Genomic DNA, 14283 nt, shown 5'->3' on the forward strand with positions numbered 1-14283 from the left:
GTACGTGAACCAGCGAGGCGCTGGTCAGGTCCAGGCACCGGCCGGCAGGGCCCGCACCTGCTCGACGAACCACGGGCTCAGCGACCACGGCGCCGCGGCGACCGCGGTGAGCACGTCGCGCGGGTCGGCCCACACGTGCTGGGCGACCTCGTCGGCGCGCGGTCGGGGCTCGTCGTCGGTGCGGGCGACGTAGACCGGGCACAGCTCGTTCTCCACCACGCCGGCGTCGTCGATCGCCCGGTAGCGGAAGTCGGGCAGCACCGGGCGCAGGTCGCGGACCGTGATCCCCAGCTCGTGGTCGGCGTAGCGGTGCAGCGCGGCCTCGAGGTCCTCGCCGGGACGGGGGTGACCGCAGTAGCTGTTGGTCCACACCCCCGGCCAGGTGCGCTTGCTCAGCGCCCGGCGGGTCATCAGCAGCCGCCCCTGGCCGTCGAGGACGTGGCAGGAGAAGGCCAGGTGCAGCGGGGTGTCGCTGCCGTGCACCTCGGCCCGCGGCGCGGTGCCCTGCGGCGTGCCGTCGTCGTCGACCAGCACCACGAGGTCCTCGGTCACCGTCACGTCGTCCTCCTCGCGCTGGCTCACCGGGCAAGTATCCCGCCGAGGCCCTCACCAACCCTCCGGCGGTCTGCCGCGACGGCGAGGGGGCACCGGGCGGCCATCCGGACGAGGGGGTCTCGCGTGACGTTGCAGGTCGTCGGTCGCCGCCAGGTGGCGACCGGGTTGGTGGCCGCGAGCCATCCCGGGCCGGCGGTGGCCGTCACGGCGGTCGCCATCCTGCTCGCGGGGCCGGCCGACCGCGGCACCGGCACGGCCGCGCTGGTCGGGCTCGCCGTCCTCGCCGGGCAGCTCACGGTGGGCTGGGTCAACGACCTCGTCGACGTCGCCCGCGACCGCACGGTCGGCCGCTCCGACAAGCCGATCGCCACCGGCGCGGTGCCGGCCGGGCTGGTGCGCGCAGGGGTGGCGGTCGCCGCGGCGGTGTGCGTGGTCGCGTCGCTGGCGCTCGGCTGGCGCAGCGCCCTGGTGCACGCCGGCTGCCTGGGGGCCGCCCACGCCTACAACCTCGGCCTCAAGGCCACCCTGGTCTCGTGGCTGCCCTACGCCGTCGCTTTCGGACTGCTGCCGTCGGTGGTGTGGCTGGCCGGCCCGTCGGGACAGGTCGCGCCCTGGTGGGCGGCGGCGGCCGGTGCGACGCTCGGGGTCGGTGCCCACCTGGTCAACGCCGTGCCCGACCTCGCCGACGACGCGCGCACGGGCGTCCGCGGCCTCCCCCACCTGCTCGGCGAGACCGCCGCCCGACGGCTGGCGACCGTGCTGCTCGGCGCCGCGTCGCTGCTCGCGGCGCTCGGTCCGGAGGGGTCCCCTCCCGGCTGGTGCTGGGTCGCCCTCGTGGTGGTCGCCGTCCTGGCGGCCGTCGCCCTGGTGGGGTCGGGGCGCACGCCGTTCCGCGCCGCGATGGCGGTGGCGCTGCTCGACGTCGTGCTCCTGGTCGGGGCCGGCTGATGCCGCGACCCGCCGAGGACGGCACCGAGGTCTGCACCGAGGACTGGGACGTCGTGGTCGTCGGCGCCGGACCGGCCGGCGCCGCCACCGCGCTGGGGGCGCTGCACGCGGACCCCCGGCTCCGGGTGCTGCTGCTCGACCGCTCCGACTTCCCGCGCGACAAACCCTGCGGCGACGGCATCGCCCCGCACGTGCTCGACGTGCTGGCCGAGGTCGGCGTCACCGGCCTCCTCGACGACCACCGGGCGGTGCGCCGCCTCCAGCTCGCCCGCGGCGGGCTGGCGGTCGACCGCGAGATGACCCGGCCGTCGTACGTCGTGCCCCGCCGGGTGCTCGACGCCCGGCTGGTCGACGCGGCCCGTGCGGCGGGGGCCGAGGTGCGTCGCCACCGGGTGCGCGGCCTCCGCCGCGGTCGGGGACCCACCGTGGTCGACGGGCGGCTGGGCGCCGAGGTGCTGGTCGGCGCCGACGGCGCGGGGTCGGTCGTGCGCCGCAGCCTGGGCGCGGGCCGTCCCCGGCACGCGCTGGCGCTGCGCGGCTACGCCCCCACGCTCCCGGGCCACGCCGGGCTCCAGGTGATCCGGTTCGGCACCGACCGGCAGCCGTCGTACGCCTGGTCCTTCGACCGCGGTGACGGCCTGAGCAACGTCGGCTACGGCGAGACCCTGCACCGGGGCCGCCCCGCCCCGTCGCGGCCGCGGCTGCTCGAGCAGCTCGAGGAGCTGCTGCCGGGCGCGTCCGCCGGCGGCACCGACTGGCGCGGCCACCTGCTCCCGCTGTCCGGCCCGCGGTGGCGCCCCGGCGCCGGGCGGGTGCTGCTCGTCGGCGACGCGGCCGGGCTGGTGAACCCGATGACCGGCGAGGGCATCTACTACGCCGTGCTCACCGGCGTCGCGGCCGGCCGGGCGGCGGCCCGGGCCATCGCCGAGGGCGACCCGCGGGCGGCCGGCGGCCACTACGGCCGGGCGACCGCGCCCGCCCTGCTCCCCCACCTGCGCCACACCGCCGCGGCGGCGCTACTGAGTCGCCGCCCGGTGGTGCTCGACGCGGGGCTGCGCGCCTCGCAGCGAGACCAGCGGGTCTTCGACGACCTCGTCGAGCTCGGGCTCGCCCGCGGCCGACTGACCCCGGCCGTCCTGGGCGGTCTGGCGCGAGCCCTGGTCGTCCGCCGACCGCCCGACCCGGCGCGCGCGGCGCACCCCCACCCCGACCACCACCACGACCGGAGGAGCTGACCATGAGGATCCTGAGCGTCCGGGGCGCGCTGCCCGACCACCGCTACCGCCAGGAGGAGATCACGGCCGCGTTCGTCGAGCAGATGCTGCGCGTCGACGTCTCCCGGCCGGTGGTCGAGCGGTTCCACGCCAACGCCGGCGTCGAGACCCGGCACACCGCGCTGCCGCTCGAGGACTACGCCGGGCTGACGGACTTCGGCGCCTCCAACGACGCGTTCATCGCGGCCGGCGTCGAGCTCGGGGCCCGCGCCGTCGTCGACGCGCTCAAGGCGGCCGACCTGGCGCCCGACGACGTCGACCTCATCGTGTCCGCCACCGTGACCGGGCTCGCCGTGCCCTCCCTCGACGCGCGGGTCGCCTCGCTGATCGGGATGCGCCAGGACGTCGTCCGCGTGCCGATCGTGGGGCTGGGCTGCGTCGCCGGCGCGGCCGGAGTCGCCCGCCTGCACGACTACCTCGTGGGCCACCCCGACGCGGTCGCGGTGCTGATGAGCGTCGAGCTGTGCTCGCTGACCCTGCAGCGCGACGACGCCACGGTGCCCAACCTGGTGGCCAGCGGACTCTTCGGCGACGGCGCCGCCGCGGTGGTCGCGGTCGGCGCCGCCCGGGCCGAGCGGCTCGCCACCCAGCCGCCGCAGCCGGAGGTGGTGGCGACCCGCAGCCGCCTCTACCCCGACTCCGAGCGCACCATGGGCTGGGACGTGGGGGCGGGCGGGCTGAAGATCGTGCTCGACGCCGCGGTGCCAGACGTGGTGCGCCGCTACGTCGGCGACGACGTCCGGCAGTTCCTCGCCGACCAGGGCCTCACCGCCGACGACGTGGAGTGGTACGTCGCCCACCCGGGCGGGCCCAAGGTGCTCGAGGCGCTCCAGGACGCGCTCGGCGTCGACCGCGACGCGCTCGGCATGACCTGGGACTCGCTGCGCCGCATCGGCAACCTCTCCTCGGCCTCGGTGCTCAACGTGCTGGCCGACACGCTCGCCGACCGGCCGCCCCGGCCCGGGTCGTACGGTCTGATGCTGGCGATGGGGCCGGGCTTCTGCTCCGAGCTGGTGCTGCTGCGGGCGCCCGCATGAGCAGCGAGGTCCTGTTCACGCTGCTGGTCGCGGCGGTCGCGGTCGAGCGGCTGGCCGAGCTGGTGGTCTCGCGCCGCCACACCGCGTGGGCCCTGGCCCGGGGCGGGGTCGAGACCGGCCGTGGCCACTACCCGGTGATGACCGTGATCCACGCCGGACTGCTGGCCGGCTGCCTGGTCGAGGTCTGGGCCGCCGACCGGCCGTTCGTGCCGGTGCTCGGCTGGGTGGCGCTCGGCCTGGTGGTGCTAAGCCAGCTGGTGCGGTGGTGGTGCATCCGGGTGCTGGGCCGGCAGTGGAACACCCGGGTCGTGGTGGTGCCGGGACTGCCACTCGTCGGGCGCGGGCCCTACCGGTGGCTGAGCCACCCCAACTACGTGGTCGTCGTCGTCGAGGGCGCCGCGCTGCCCCTGGTGCACACCGCCTGGGCGACCGCGGTGGCCTTCACGGTGGCCAACGCGTTCCTGCTCCGGGTGCGGATCCGCACCGAGGAGCAGGCCCTCCGGGCGGTGGCGGCCGGATGAGCCCTCGTCCCGACCTTCTGGTCGCCGGTGGCGGCCCGGCCGGGCTGGTCACGGCGCTGCACGCGGCGCGCGCCGGGATGGCGGTGGAGGTGTGGGAACCACGGCCGGGCGCGGTCGACAAGGCCTGCGGCGAGGGCTTGATGCCGGGCGCGCTCGGCGAGCTCCTCGAGCTGGGCGTCGACCCCGCGGGCCACCCCTTCGACGGGATCCGCTACCTGTCCGCGCACACCGAGGCCACCGCCGACTTCGCGCGCGGCCCCGGCCGGGGCATCCGCCGCACCACCCTGCACGCCGCCCTCCACGACGCCGCCCTCGCCGCCGGGGCCCGGATCGAGCAGCGGTCGGTGCACGAGGTGCACCAGGACGACGACGGCGTCGTCGTCGACGGCGTCCGCGCCGGGCACCTGGTCGCCGCGGACGGCCTGCACTCCCCCGTGCGCCGCCGGCTCGGCCTCGACGTGACCGTGCGCGGGCCGTCGCGCTTCGGCCAGCGTCGCCACTACCGGGTGCGCCCGTGGTCGTCGTACGTCGAGGTCCACTGGGCCCGTGACGTGGAGGCCTACGTCACGCCGGTCGCAGAGGACCTGGTCGGCGTCGCGGTGCTGTCGGCGACCACCGGACGCCACGACGCCTGGCTCGACCACTTCCCCGCGCTCCGCGCCCGGCTGGCCGGCGCCGAGCCGGGCGGCACGGTGCGCGGCGCCGGGCCGCTGCGCCAGGGTGCCCGTCGGCGGGTCGCCGGCCGGGTGCTGCTCGTCGGCGACGCGGCCGGCTACGTCGACGCGCTCACCGGCGAGGGGCTGGCCCTGGCCTTCGCCCAGGCCCGGGCGGCGGTCGCGGCCGTGGTCGACGGCGACCCCGGGCGCTACGAGCACGACTGGGTGCGGCTCACCCGCCGCTACCGCTGGCTGACCACCGCGCTGCTGCTCGGCACCCGGCGACCGGTCGTGCGGCGCGGGCTGGTGCCGGCGGCCCGCGCCCTGCCACCCCTGTTCCGGGGCGCGGTCAACGCTCTGGCCCGTCCCGTCGGTGCCTGAGCGCGGTCGGTCTCAGCCCCAGTAGGCCGCCTTGCGGGTGACGACCCACGAGCCCGACCCCTGCACGTAGTAGACGGTGACGAAGCCCCACTTCGACCCCTGCACCCGGTACTCCCGGCTCTGCTGGGCCGGCTGTCCGGCGGCCGGGTCGGCGGCGATCAGCCCGGTGCGCTTGCCGGCGGTGCCGAAGACCTTGTGCACCCGGGCGATCGACATGCCACGCCGCACCCGGCGGTACTCCTCGCGGGTGACCGCCGGCTTGTTCCTGGGCCGCCCCCGGTCGAGGACCGGCGCGGCCGCGACCGGCTCGCCGGCGGCGGACGGCGGGGCCACAGCCGGACGGGGCGCCGCAGCGGCGGAGGACGTGGCGAGCGCCGGGGCGAGCAGGGCGGCGACCGCCAGCGCGGTGGCGAGGCGGGCGGAGCTCGGGCGGTGGTGGTGCATGGTGGTCGTCTCTCTTCGGTCCGGGTCGGGCTCCGGCGTCCTGGCGGACGCGAGCCTCGGTTGCGCCTCCCACCCTGGGAGCCCGGCTGGTGCCGTGTCCACGTCACTCGTTGCCGTGGCACGACGTTGCCTGCCCCCGCCGTGGCAAGGCTCTGCCGCGGCAGCGACTCCCGTGGCGGACCCGGCCGCCGGAGCGCCACCATCCTCCTGCCGCCCCGGTCACGGGTGCCGCCCCCGACCCCGAGCAGAGCCCCGACCCAGATCCAGAGGACCCATGAGCCGCCTCCGCAGCACGCCCCCGCACCCATCGACCCGCTCCCACCGGACCACCGTCCTGACGGCCGTCGGTGCGCTCGCGGCCGGCTCGGTGCTCGCCGTCGCCGCCCCGGCCTCCGCCGCGCCCCTGGTCGACGGCTACCTGGAGGTGCACGCCGACTTCGACGACGACGGTCCGGCCACCTGCGCCCTGACCTCCGGGCTCGAGGCTCACGGCGGTGCCGTGGTGTCGAGCGCCGCGCCCGGCAGCCGCTCGGTCTCGGCCCAGGGGGTGATCACCGACAGCGCCGACCCGGCCGACGTCACCTCCGTGGCCGCGGCCGCCAGCGCCCGGACCTCGGCCACCGAGGTGGCGGGGTCGCTGGGCCGGCTCGTGCACGTCACGACCCTCTCCGCCTCGGTGCAGGCCGCGCAGGGACCCGGCTCCGCCTGCGCCGCGGACGCGCTGGCCACCTCGGAGCTGAGCACGAAGCTGGTGGTCTCCGAGCCCGGCTGGTTGACGCTCGAGGCCGTCGTCCCCGGGGCCCTGGTGCTCGAGCTCAGCCTCTCGAGCACCTCGGCGACGGGCGGGGAGCTCGGCTTCCACGTGTCCGACCTCGAGGCCACGCAGCGGTTCACGCACTTCTTCGGAGCCGGGAGCTACGAGCTCGACGCCACCTTCCACCTGCCGGTCGAGACCCCGCTCCCGATCGGCAGGCCGACCAGCGCCTCGGCGACCGGTCGGCTCACGGCGTCGTTCGCCCCGGCCGGCTCGGCCACGGCACCCGCCGCCGGCGCGGCCCGCCGCTTCGTCGACCTCCCGACCGAGCGCGGCTGCACCTCCGACTCGGTCTCGCCCTCGTTGCGCGGTCCGACCAGGAAGCTGGCCCGGGTGGTCTACCGCGTCGACGGGCGCCGGGCCGCGACCGTGCGGCGACCGCGCCCCGGCAAGGTCACGGTGCTGCGCGGCCTGCGCGACGACCGGCCGGTGACCCTGCGGGCCACCGTGACGACCAGGAAGGGAAAGGTCAGGAACGTCGCTCGCACCTACCTCGCCTGCTCCTCCTGAGCGCGGGTCGCTGCTCGGGCACCGACCCGGTGGCTAGCATCGGGCGGTGGACCGAGACCCCTCGCCCGGTGGGCTGAGCGACGCCGACGTCGAGGTGCTCCTGCGGATCCTCCGCACCCGGCCCGAGTCGCTGGCCGACATCCGCGACCTCGCTCGGGGGGACGACCTGGCCGCGCGGCTGCGGAGCCTCCGCGACGCCGGCTTCCTCGAGCCCGGCGAGGACCTCACCCCCGCGGCCCCGGAGGAGGCGGTGGCCCGCGCCGTCGCCGCCGTCGTGGCCAAGCAGCGCGAGCAGCTGGCGTCGCTGGGCCACCTGGTGGAGCAGCTCCCCGCGCTGGTCCGGGCATGGGGCATGGGTGCGGCGACCGACAGCTATCCGCTGCGGGGCGAGGTCGTCGAGGGCAACGACAAGGCGATGGAGCGCTGGTTCACCGTCACCCGGGAGCGGCCGCCGGTCGCACCCGGCAACGCCTTCGCCGACATGGCCTACATCCACGAGCAGTTCATGCCCAACCTCGACGGCATGCGGGCGGCGTTCGAGGAGGGCGGCTACCAGCTGCGCCTCCTGCTCCCCGCCGACCAGATGACCGAGAAGGCCAACCGCGACGCCGCCGACGCCCTGATCGGCATCGGGGTCGACGTCCGGGTCGCCTCGACGGTGCCGTCGTGGCTCTACGTCGACTCGGGCGTGATGGCGGGCGTCCCGCTGAGGTGGCCGGCGCCGGCCTCGGACGGGTTCGTGCTGGTCTACGACGAGGCGCTCGTCGAGCCGGTGCACTGGATCTTCCGGCGCTGGTGGGCGGCCGCCTCGCCGTGGCCGCCCGACGGACCCGGGTGGGAGCCGGTGCTCCGGCTCCTCGCCCAGGGGCGCTCCGACGAGCAGGTCGCCGCCATCCTCGGGCAGGGCGTGCGGACCGTGCGCCGGCGGATCGCGGAGGCCATGGACCACTACGGCGTCGCGTCCCGCTTCGAGCTCGGCATGCACTGGGCCGGCGGCCCGGGCCCCGGCACCTCCCGGGACGGCCTCGGGTGAAGTAGCGTCCGGTCGTGTCGTCGGCCGAGCTGGTGTGGTTCGTGGCCGGCCTGCTCGTGCTGACCGCCGCCACCACGGGGATCGCCCGGTGGGCCGGGGTGGGGCTGGGCGCGGCGCCGTTCGTCGCGCTCGGCCGAGCCGCGGTGCAGCTCACCGTGGTCGCCCTGCTGCTGCGCGGCATCCTCACCGTCCCCGCGACGGTGGTCGCGTTCCTCGTCCTGATGGCGTCGACGGCGTCGTGGACCGCCGCGGGGCGGCTCGGGCGGCTCTGGCACGGCCGCCGGATCGCGGTCGCCGGGGTGCTCTGCGGGGCGACGGTCGCCCTCGCCGCAGTCTTCGCGCTCCGGCTGGTCGATCCCGACGTCCGCTACCTCGTCGCGGTCTCAGGCATCGTGATCGGTGCTGCGATGACCGCGGCGACCCTGGCCGGCCGCAGCTTCCTGCGCGGCGCCGGCCAGCGCCGCGACGAGGTCGAGGCCTGGCTGTCGCTGGGCGCCACGCCCGGTCGGGCGCACCTCGAGATCGGGCAGGAGGCGGTGCGCGAGGCCCTGCTGCCCACCCTGGACCAGACCCGCTCGACCGGACTGGTCACCCTGCCCGGCGCCTTCGTGGGCGCGCTCTTCGGCGGCGCCAGCCCGGCCGAGGCCGCGCAGTTCCAGCTGGTCGTGCTGGCCGGCATCGCGCTCTGCATGACGATCACCGGCGTCGTCGTCACGCGCCTGCTGGGCCGCTCCCCCTTCGTCGTCGCGACCGCCGGCGACTAGCCGGAGTCCATCGGCCCCAGTCCCCGCACGTCGTACCTCAGCGGTCCGACGAGCGCCGCAGACCGAGCCGACCGCGCGTCGCGACGAGGAGGCACAGCGCCACGAGGACCACGGCCGCCGTGTAGACGGCCCAGTAGGCGTGGTCCTCGCCCTCGCCCAAGGTCTCTCGGACCAGCGCCATCGCCGAGTTGGAGGTCAGGTGGCACACCATCGGCAGGAGCAGGCTGCCGCCGGTGACGTTGTAGAGCCAGGTGAGCAGCACCTGGAGGGCCACGACCCCGAGCAGGAGGTCGAACCACGGGATGACGCCCTCCACCGCCAGCGGCAGGTGCCACGCCACCCTGACGATCGAGGCCAAGGTCAGCACCAGCCAGGGTGACCAGCCCCGGTGGCCCTGCAGCCGGTCCAGCAGGAGGGCGAGCCAGCCTGGCTCCTCCCACTGACCACCGAGCAGCACCAGCGGCAGCACGGTCGCGGCGACCACCGTCCAGGTGAGGGCTTCGGGACGGACCTCCACCACCCCCGCCGCCGTCGCCGCGGCCAGGGCGAGCGCGTGCGCGACGACCACCAGGCCGGGCGCGCAGATCCACCAGCGCAGACCCACCCGCCAGGCGACGAGTCGACGGAGGAGGGTTCCAGCGGCAGCCCGGCCCGCCAGGACCCACAGCACCGCCAGCGCAGCGAGCATCGGCCCGTGCGGCAGCAGCGTGCCGTCCGCGACCAGCAAGGGCGACCAGCTCAGCAGCAGGGTCAGCCCGACGAACGCCGGCATGGTGCCCCACCGAGCGAGCCGGCCCTCCCGGCGCGCCGCCGGCCGGGTGGTCATGACGCCACTCACGACGGCACCCCGTCGCGGGCTGTGGACGGTCGGGGCCCAGCTGGCAGCCGCACGCCGGCGGCTGCCAGCGTGCCGACGAGGCACAGCGCGAGCACGGCGACCGCGGCCACGGTGAGCAGGACGGCGGCGAGGGCATGGTCGGACACGGCGTTCTCCTTGTTCGAGCGAGGTTCTGCGGAACTTGCGTAGGTCAGACGACGGGACCGGAGGTCAGGTCGCGGGTGCGACCGGGTTCGAGCGGCTCTGGCGCGACGGGCGCCGCCGGCAGCCGGCGTGCCGACCGCGGCAGGGTGATCAGCGCCGCGGCCGCGAGCACCGCGCCGAGCCCCGCCACGAGCGCGACGGCGTGCCCCGTCGCCCGGGCCGCAGGGGCGCCGGCGTCGAGCCCGGCGAGGAAGGCGGCCTCGGAGCCGGCCAGTGCGAGGGCGCCCACGACCTGGCGGGCGAGCAGCAGCGTGCCCATCGCCGCAGCGAGGTGGACCGGCGACACGGTGCGGCCGAGCACCACCTGGACGCCGGAGAGCGCCGGCCCGAGGCCCAGCCCCAGCACCAGCATCAGTACCAGCGGCCACCAGCCTGGGCTGCCGGGCCCCAGGGTCGCGAAGCCAGCGGCTCCCCCCAGCGTCGCCGCGCTGGCCGGGAGCAGGACGCGCCGAGGTGCGCCGGTGCGCACCACCAGGGCGGCGCCGAGGACGACGGCGGCCAGCAGCCCCAGGAGCAGCGGGTACATCCGGACGCCGGCCGAGGTCGCGCCGAGCCCCTCGAACTCCTGGTACCAGCGCGGCAGCAGCAGCACGCCGGCGTAGAGCCCGAGGCTGGCGGTGCTGCCCGCCAGCAGCAGCCGCCCCGTGACCGGTCCGGTCAGCAGACCCGGCGGGATCACCGGCGCGGCGGCGCGCCGTTCGACGGCCAGGAACCCGGCCAGACCCCCGAGCCCGAGCACCACCAGGCCGCCGGTGCGCGGATCGGTCCACGTGCCGACGTCGCGGTGCCAGCCCAGGCCGACCAGCAGCACGCCGATCGCCAGCACCAGGACGGTGATCCCCAGGACGTCGACCGGCGTCTCCCTGCCCTCGGTGCGGCCCACCTCGGCGGGCAGCACCGCGCGCACCACGACCAGGGCGGCCAGGCCGACCGGGACGTTGACCCAGAACGCCCAGCGCCATCCGACGTGGTCGGTCAGCAGCCCGCCGAGCAGCGGTCCCAGGACGAAGCTGACCGCCATCACCGCAGCCAGGGCGCCCTGCGCCGCGGCGCTGCTGCGGCCCCGGTTGAGCTCGGTCAGCAGCAGGAACGTCAACGCCTCGAGCGCTGCCGCACCCGCGCCCTGCACCGCGCGGCCCGCGACCAGCTGCACCATCGACGGCGCCAGCGCGCAGGTCGTCGAGCCCGCGACGAACAGGACCATCCCGGCGAGCAGCACGTCGCGCCGCCCCCACCGGTCGGAGATCCGGGCCGCCACCGGGATCAGCACGGTGGCGGGCACCAGGTAGGCGGTGAAGGTCCACACGTACCAGCGCGGACCGCCGAGCTCGGCCACGATCTCGGGCAGGGCGGTCCCGACGATGGTCTGGTCGAGCATGGCCATGAGGAGGCCGGAGAGCAGCGCCGCCCACAGCAGGGTGCGGCGGCGGCCGGAGACGTCGTACAGGTTCATGCGTCGAAAATGACATGTCGAATCCGACATGTCAATTTCTACACGTTGGCTACGATGAGCGCATGTCCCTGCGCCACGCGATCCTGGGCCTGCTGGCCAGGCAGCCGTCGACGGGCTACGACCTGACCCGCACCTTCGACGTCTCGCTCGCCACCACCTGGCCGGCCAGCCACAGCCAGATCTACCCCGAGCTGGGCAAGCTCGAGGGTGCGGGGCTGGTCGAGGTGGTGGAGCGTGGGCCGCGCGGGTCGAAGACCTACGGGCTGACCGACGCCGGTCGTGACGAGCTGCGTCGCTGGCTGGTGGAGGACGAGCCCGACCGGTCCCAGCGCAACGAGAGCGGGCTGCGCCTGTTCCTCACCCCCCTGCTCCCGAGCCAGGACCGGCGCAGCGTGCTGGCCCGCGACCTCGCGCACGTCGAGCAGCAGTCCGCCATCCTGGTGGCGATCCGCGACCAGATCGAGGAGGCCGGTCGCGACGACCCGTTCGCGGCCCAGGTCGACCTCGGCATCCGGGTCAACGAGGTGATCTCGGCCTGGCTCGCCGAGCAGCTCGACCGCACCTGAGCCAGGTCCCGACCCGGGACGGGCAGTGGTCGCCAGAGGGCGGCCCCGGTACAGTGACGGCGATCACAGGTTCAAGAGTGCGAACGGGGTTCGACCCGTCGCCTAATCGGTAAGGGTCCGCTTTCCCATGTCGCAGCCCGCCAGCCGCTTCTCCCGTTCCGCCCGGCGATCCTGGGCGACGGCGGTCGTAGCCCTGCTCGTCGCGGCCGGGACGCCGCTGGGTGCGGCGCAGGCGGACCCCACCGCCGCCGCCGCCGAGCCGCGCACCTGGGTGGTCGACGCGATCGACGACTCGCTGGGCAGCCGCTGGGAGTCGGTCGACACCGGCACCCAGGTGGTGACCATCGAGGTCGGCGACACCGTGGAGTGGCAGTTCGACCGGGCCGAGATCAACCACGACCTGACCTCGCAGGACACGTCCACGACCTGGGCCGATCCCCTGCAGGAGTACCGCGAGCCGGAGGGGGACCCGATCCGGCGCACCTTCACCGAGCCCGGCGTCTACGACTACCTGTGCTCGATCCACGGCACCCTGATGCGCGGGAGCATCGTCGTCGAGGAGCCTGGGGCGGAGAACCGGTCCCCGACCGGCAACCCGGGGGTGCACCCGCTCTCAGGACCGGCGCCCCTCGCGGTGCACTTCATGGGCGACGCAGCCGATCCGGACGGCGACGAGCTGACCTACCTGTGGGACTACGGCGTCGCCGACGACGACTCCGACCGCACCCCGGCGCTGCACGCCGATCACACCTACACGGTCCCGGGCGCCTACCTGGCGACGTTCCGCGCCAACGACGGCCGCGGTGGCGTGCTCGAGCGCACCTTCCAGGTCACCGTGACTCCTCCCGACGGCTCGCCGCTGGTCACGGCGTCGGCGTCCCCGACGTCGGGCACGGCGCCGCTCACCGTCGCGTTCACCGGCGAGGCGCACGACGCACAAGGCGGCGAGCTCGACCACTCCTGGGACTTCGGCGTGCCCGGGACCGACGCCGACACGGCCGACACCCCCGACGCGGAGTGGACCTACACCGCCGAGGGGCGCTACACCGCGACGCTGACCGTCACCGACGACGACGGGCTCAGCGGCACCGCCAGCGTGGAGGTCGTGGTCGGCGACGTGCCGGCGCTGCCGGAGGTCGAGGCGACCGCGACCCCATCGACCGGGCAGGCACCCCTCGACGTCGCCTTCTCCGCTGCCGTCACCACCCGCGGCCGGTTCACCCCGTTCGCCGACGGCACCACCACCTACCCCCAGCTCACCGGCACCGGCCACCTCGTCCGCCGCCGCGACCACACCCTCGCCGCCCTCGACGTCACCGGCCTCAAGCCCAACGCCGCCCACCAGGTCCACGTCCACGAGAAGCCCTGCACCCAGCTCAACGGCGGCGCCCACTTCCGCTTCGACACCACCCAACCCTTCGGCCCCGACAACGAGCTCTGGCTGCCCTTCACCAGCACCGCCACCGGCGCCTCCGGCCCCATCGAGGTCACCCAACCCCTCCGCGCCGGACCCGACGCCGTCTCCATCGTCATCCACGACCCCGACAACCCCGCCCAACGCATCGGCTGCGTCGACCTCGCCCCCACCACCACCGACCTCACCTACACCTGGGACCTCGGCGACGGCACCACCACCACCGGCCCCGACCCCCACCACACCTACCCCCACCCCGGCACCTACACCGCCACCCTCACCGTCACCAACGGCTTCGGGCACGGCCAGCACGGGCACGGCGCGAGCGTGACCGACACCGTCACCGTGGTCGTGGGCGGGCTTCCTGAGGTGGCGGCGACCGCCACGCCGGCCGCGGGCCGAGCGCCGCTGGACGTCGCGTTCTCCGCTGCCGTCACCACCCGCGGCCGGTTCACCCCGTTCGCCGACGGCACCACCACCTACCCCCAGCTCACCGGCACCGGCCACCTCGTCCGCCGCCGCGACCACACCCTCGCCGCCCTCGACGTCACCGGCCTCAAGCCCAACGCCGCCCACCAGGTCCACGTCCACGAGAAGCCCTGCACCCAGCTCAACGGCGGCGCCCACTTCCGCTTCGACACCACCCAACCCTTCGGCCCCGACAACGAGCTCTGGCTGCCCTTCACCAGCACCGCCACCGGCGCCTCCGGCCCCATCGAGGTCACCCAACCCCTCCGCGCCGGACCCGACGCCGTCTCCATCGTCATCCACGACCCCGACAACCCCGCCCAACGCATCGGCTGCGTCGACCTCGCCCCCACCACCACCGACCTCACCTACACCTGGGACCTCGGCGACGGCACCACCACCA

Annotated in this window: 15 protein-coding genes; 10 read left to right on the plus strand and 5 right to left on the minus strand. The window is 75.7% G+C overall.

The annotated features are described in order from the left end of the window. Positions 1-24: 24 nt before the first annotated feature. Positions 25-582, minus strand: a complete 558-nt coding sequence (gene idi / locus JT721_RS13550; RefSeq protein WP_205473670.1) for an isopentenyl-diphosphate Delta-isomerase — start codon at positions 580-582, stop codon at positions 25-27. 96 nt (positions 583-678) lie between these two features. Here idi and JT721_RS13555 point away from each other — a divergent pair, with 96 nt between their 5' ends. The 5 genes from JT721_RS13555 to JT721_RS13575 are packed head-to-tail and all read left to right on the plus strand — an operon-like array spanning position 679 to position 5372. Next, on the plus strand, positions 679-1503 hold the full coding sequence (locus JT721_RS13555) for a UbiA family prenyltransferase (RefSeq protein WP_205473671.1): 825 nt from the start codon (positions 679-681) through the stop codon (positions 1501-1503). After that, positions 1503-2738 (plus strand): geranylgeranyl reductase family protein, encoded by a 1236-nt coding sequence (locus tag JT721_RS13560; protein WP_205473672.1) that lies wholly within the window; start codon positions 1503-1505, stop codon positions 2736-2738. Before JT721_RS13555 ends, JT721_RS13560 begins: the two co-directional genes overlap by 1 nt. Before the next feature lie 2 nt (positions 2739-2740). Continuing rightward, on the plus strand, positions 2741-3814 hold the full coding sequence (locus JT721_RS13565; RefSeq protein WP_205473673.1) for a type III polyketide synthase: 1074 nt from the start codon (positions 2741-2743) through the stop codon (positions 3812-3814). After that, entirely contained in the window at positions 3811-4335 is a 525-nt protein-coding gene (locus JT721_RS13570) for an isoprenylcysteine carboxyl methyltransferase family protein (protein ID WP_205473674.1), read from the plus strand. The genes JT721_RS13565 and JT721_RS13570 overlap by 4 nt, the downstream gene beginning before the upstream one ends. Continuing rightward, positions 4332-5372 carry an NAD(P)/FAD-dependent oxidoreductase gene (locus tag JT721_RS13575; RefSeq protein ID WP_205473675.1) on the plus strand — a complete coding sequence of 347 codons (1041 nt, stop codon included), beginning with the start codon at positions 4332-4334 and terminating at the stop codon, positions 5370-5372. Before JT721_RS13570 ends, JT721_RS13575 begins: the two co-directional genes overlap by 4 nt. A gap of 12 nt (positions 5373-5384) precedes the next feature. Here the strand turns inward: JT721_RS13575 and JT721_RS13580 are convergent, their stop codons facing one another. Further along, on the minus strand, positions 5385-5816 hold the full coding sequence (locus JT721_RS13580) for a hypothetical protein (RefSeq protein ID WP_205473676.1): 432 nt from the start codon (positions 5814-5816) through the stop codon (positions 5385-5387). 274 nt (positions 5817-6090) lie between these two features. Here JT721_RS13580 and JT721_RS13585 point away from each other — a divergent pair, with 274 nt between their 5' ends. From JT721_RS13585 to JT721_RS13595, 3 genes are read left to right on the plus strand one after another with little or no spacing between them, the layout of a single operon-like run. Then, positions 6091-7140: a hypothetical protein gene (locus JT721_RS13585; RefSeq protein WP_205473677.1), complete on the plus strand. Its 1050-nt coding sequence runs from the start codon at positions 6091-6093 to the stop codon at positions 7138-7140. 46 nt (positions 7141-7186) lie between these two features. Next, the gene (locus tag JT721_RS13590; protein WP_205473678.1) at positions 7187-8173 is read left to right on the plus strand and encodes a hypothetical protein; all 987 of its coding nucleotides are present in this window, start codon (positions 7187-7189) and stop codon (positions 8171-8173) included. 14 nt (positions 8174-8187) lie between these two features. Beyond that, positions 8188-8937, plus strand: a complete 750-nt coding sequence (locus JT721_RS13595) for an ABC transporter permease (protein WP_205473679.1) — start codon at positions 8188-8190, stop codon at positions 8935-8937. Between the two features lie 37 nt (positions 8938-8974). On the opposite strand, the gene JT721_RS13600 is transcribed toward JT721_RS13595, so the two are convergent. From JT721_RS13600 to JT721_RS13610, 3 genes are read right to left on the minus strand one after another with little or no spacing between them, the layout of a single operon-like run. Beyond that, positions 8975-9763, minus strand: a complete 789-nt coding sequence (locus JT721_RS13600; RefSeq protein WP_205473680.1) for a CPBP family intramembrane glutamic endopeptidase — start codon at positions 9761-9763, stop codon at positions 8975-8977. Between the two features lie 8 nt (positions 9764-9771). Beyond that, a complete protein-coding gene (locus tag JT721_RS13605) occupies positions 9772-9921 on the minus strand; it encodes a hypothetical protein (protein WP_205473681.1) in 150 nt (49 codons plus the stop codon). Between the two features lie 44 nt (positions 9922-9965). Next, on the minus strand, positions 9966-11432 hold the full coding sequence (locus JT721_RS13610) for an MFS transporter (RefSeq protein WP_205473682.1): 1467 nt from the start codon (positions 11430-11432) through the stop codon (positions 9966-9968). 62 nt (positions 11433-11494) lie between these two features. Between JT721_RS13610 and JT721_RS13615 the strand changes: the two genes are divergently transcribed. Together JT721_RS13615 and JT721_RS13620 are read left to right on the plus strand one after the other, a co-directional pair. After that, positions 11495-11998 carry a PadR family transcriptional regulator gene (locus tag JT721_RS13615; RefSeq protein WP_205473683.1) on the plus strand — a complete coding sequence of 168 codons (504 nt, stop codon included), beginning with the start codon at positions 11495-11497 and terminating at the stop codon, positions 11996-11998. Positions 11999-12125: 127 nt separating this feature from the next. Continuing rightward, positions 12126-14283: PKD domain-containing protein (locus JT721_RS13620; protein ID WP_205473684.1), on the plus strand; the 2158-nt coding region annotated here is incomplete at its 3' end.

Origin of the sequence: Nocardioides sp. SYSU D00038 (genome assembly GCF_016924665.1) — a bacterium.
In the GTDB taxonomy this organism is placed as follows: Bacteria; Actinomycetota; Actinomycetes; order Propionibacteriales; family Nocardioidaceae; genus Nocardioides.

What these genes read in the sequence shown, in the direction of transcription:
- JT721_RS13560 (WP_205473672.1), top strand. Translation starts at nt 1,503, where the DNA reads ATGCCGCGACCCGCCGAGGACGGCACCGAGGTCTGCACCGAGGACTGG.
- JT721_RS13565 (WP_205473673.1), top strand. Translation starts at nt 2,741, where the DNA reads ATGAGGATCCTGAGCGTCCGGGGCGCGCTGCCCGACCACCGCTACCGC.
- JT721_RS13570 (WP_205473674.1), top strand. Translation starts at nt 3,811, where the DNA reads ATGAGCAGCGAGGTCCTGTTCACGCTGCTGGTCGCGGCGGTCGCGGTC.
- JT721_RS13575 (WP_205473675.1), top strand. Translation starts at nt 4,332, where the DNA reads ATGAGCCCTCGTCCCGACCTTCTGGTCGCCGGTGGCGGCCCGGCCGGG.
- JT721_RS13580 (WP_205473676.1), bottom strand. Translation starts at nt 5,816, where the DNA reads ATGCACCACCACCGCCCGAGCTCCGCCCGCCTCGCCACCGCGCTGGCG.
- JT721_RS13585 (WP_205473677.1), top strand. Translation starts at nt 6,091, where the DNA reads ATGAGCCGCCTCCGCAGCACGCCCCCGCACCCATCGACCCGCTCCCAC.
- JT721_RS13600 (WP_205473680.1), bottom strand. Translation starts at nt 9,763, where the DNA reads ATGACCACCCGGCCGGCGGCGCGCCGGGAGGGCCGGCTCGCTCGGTGG.
- JT721_RS13610 (WP_205473682.1), bottom strand. Translation starts at nt 11,432, where the DNA reads ATGAACCTGTACGACGTCTCCGGCCGCCGCCGCACCCTGCTGTGGGCG.
- JT721_RS13615 (WP_205473683.1), top strand. Translation starts at nt 11,495, where the DNA reads ATGTCCCTGCGCCACGCGATCCTGGGCCTGCTGGCCAGGCAGCCGTCG.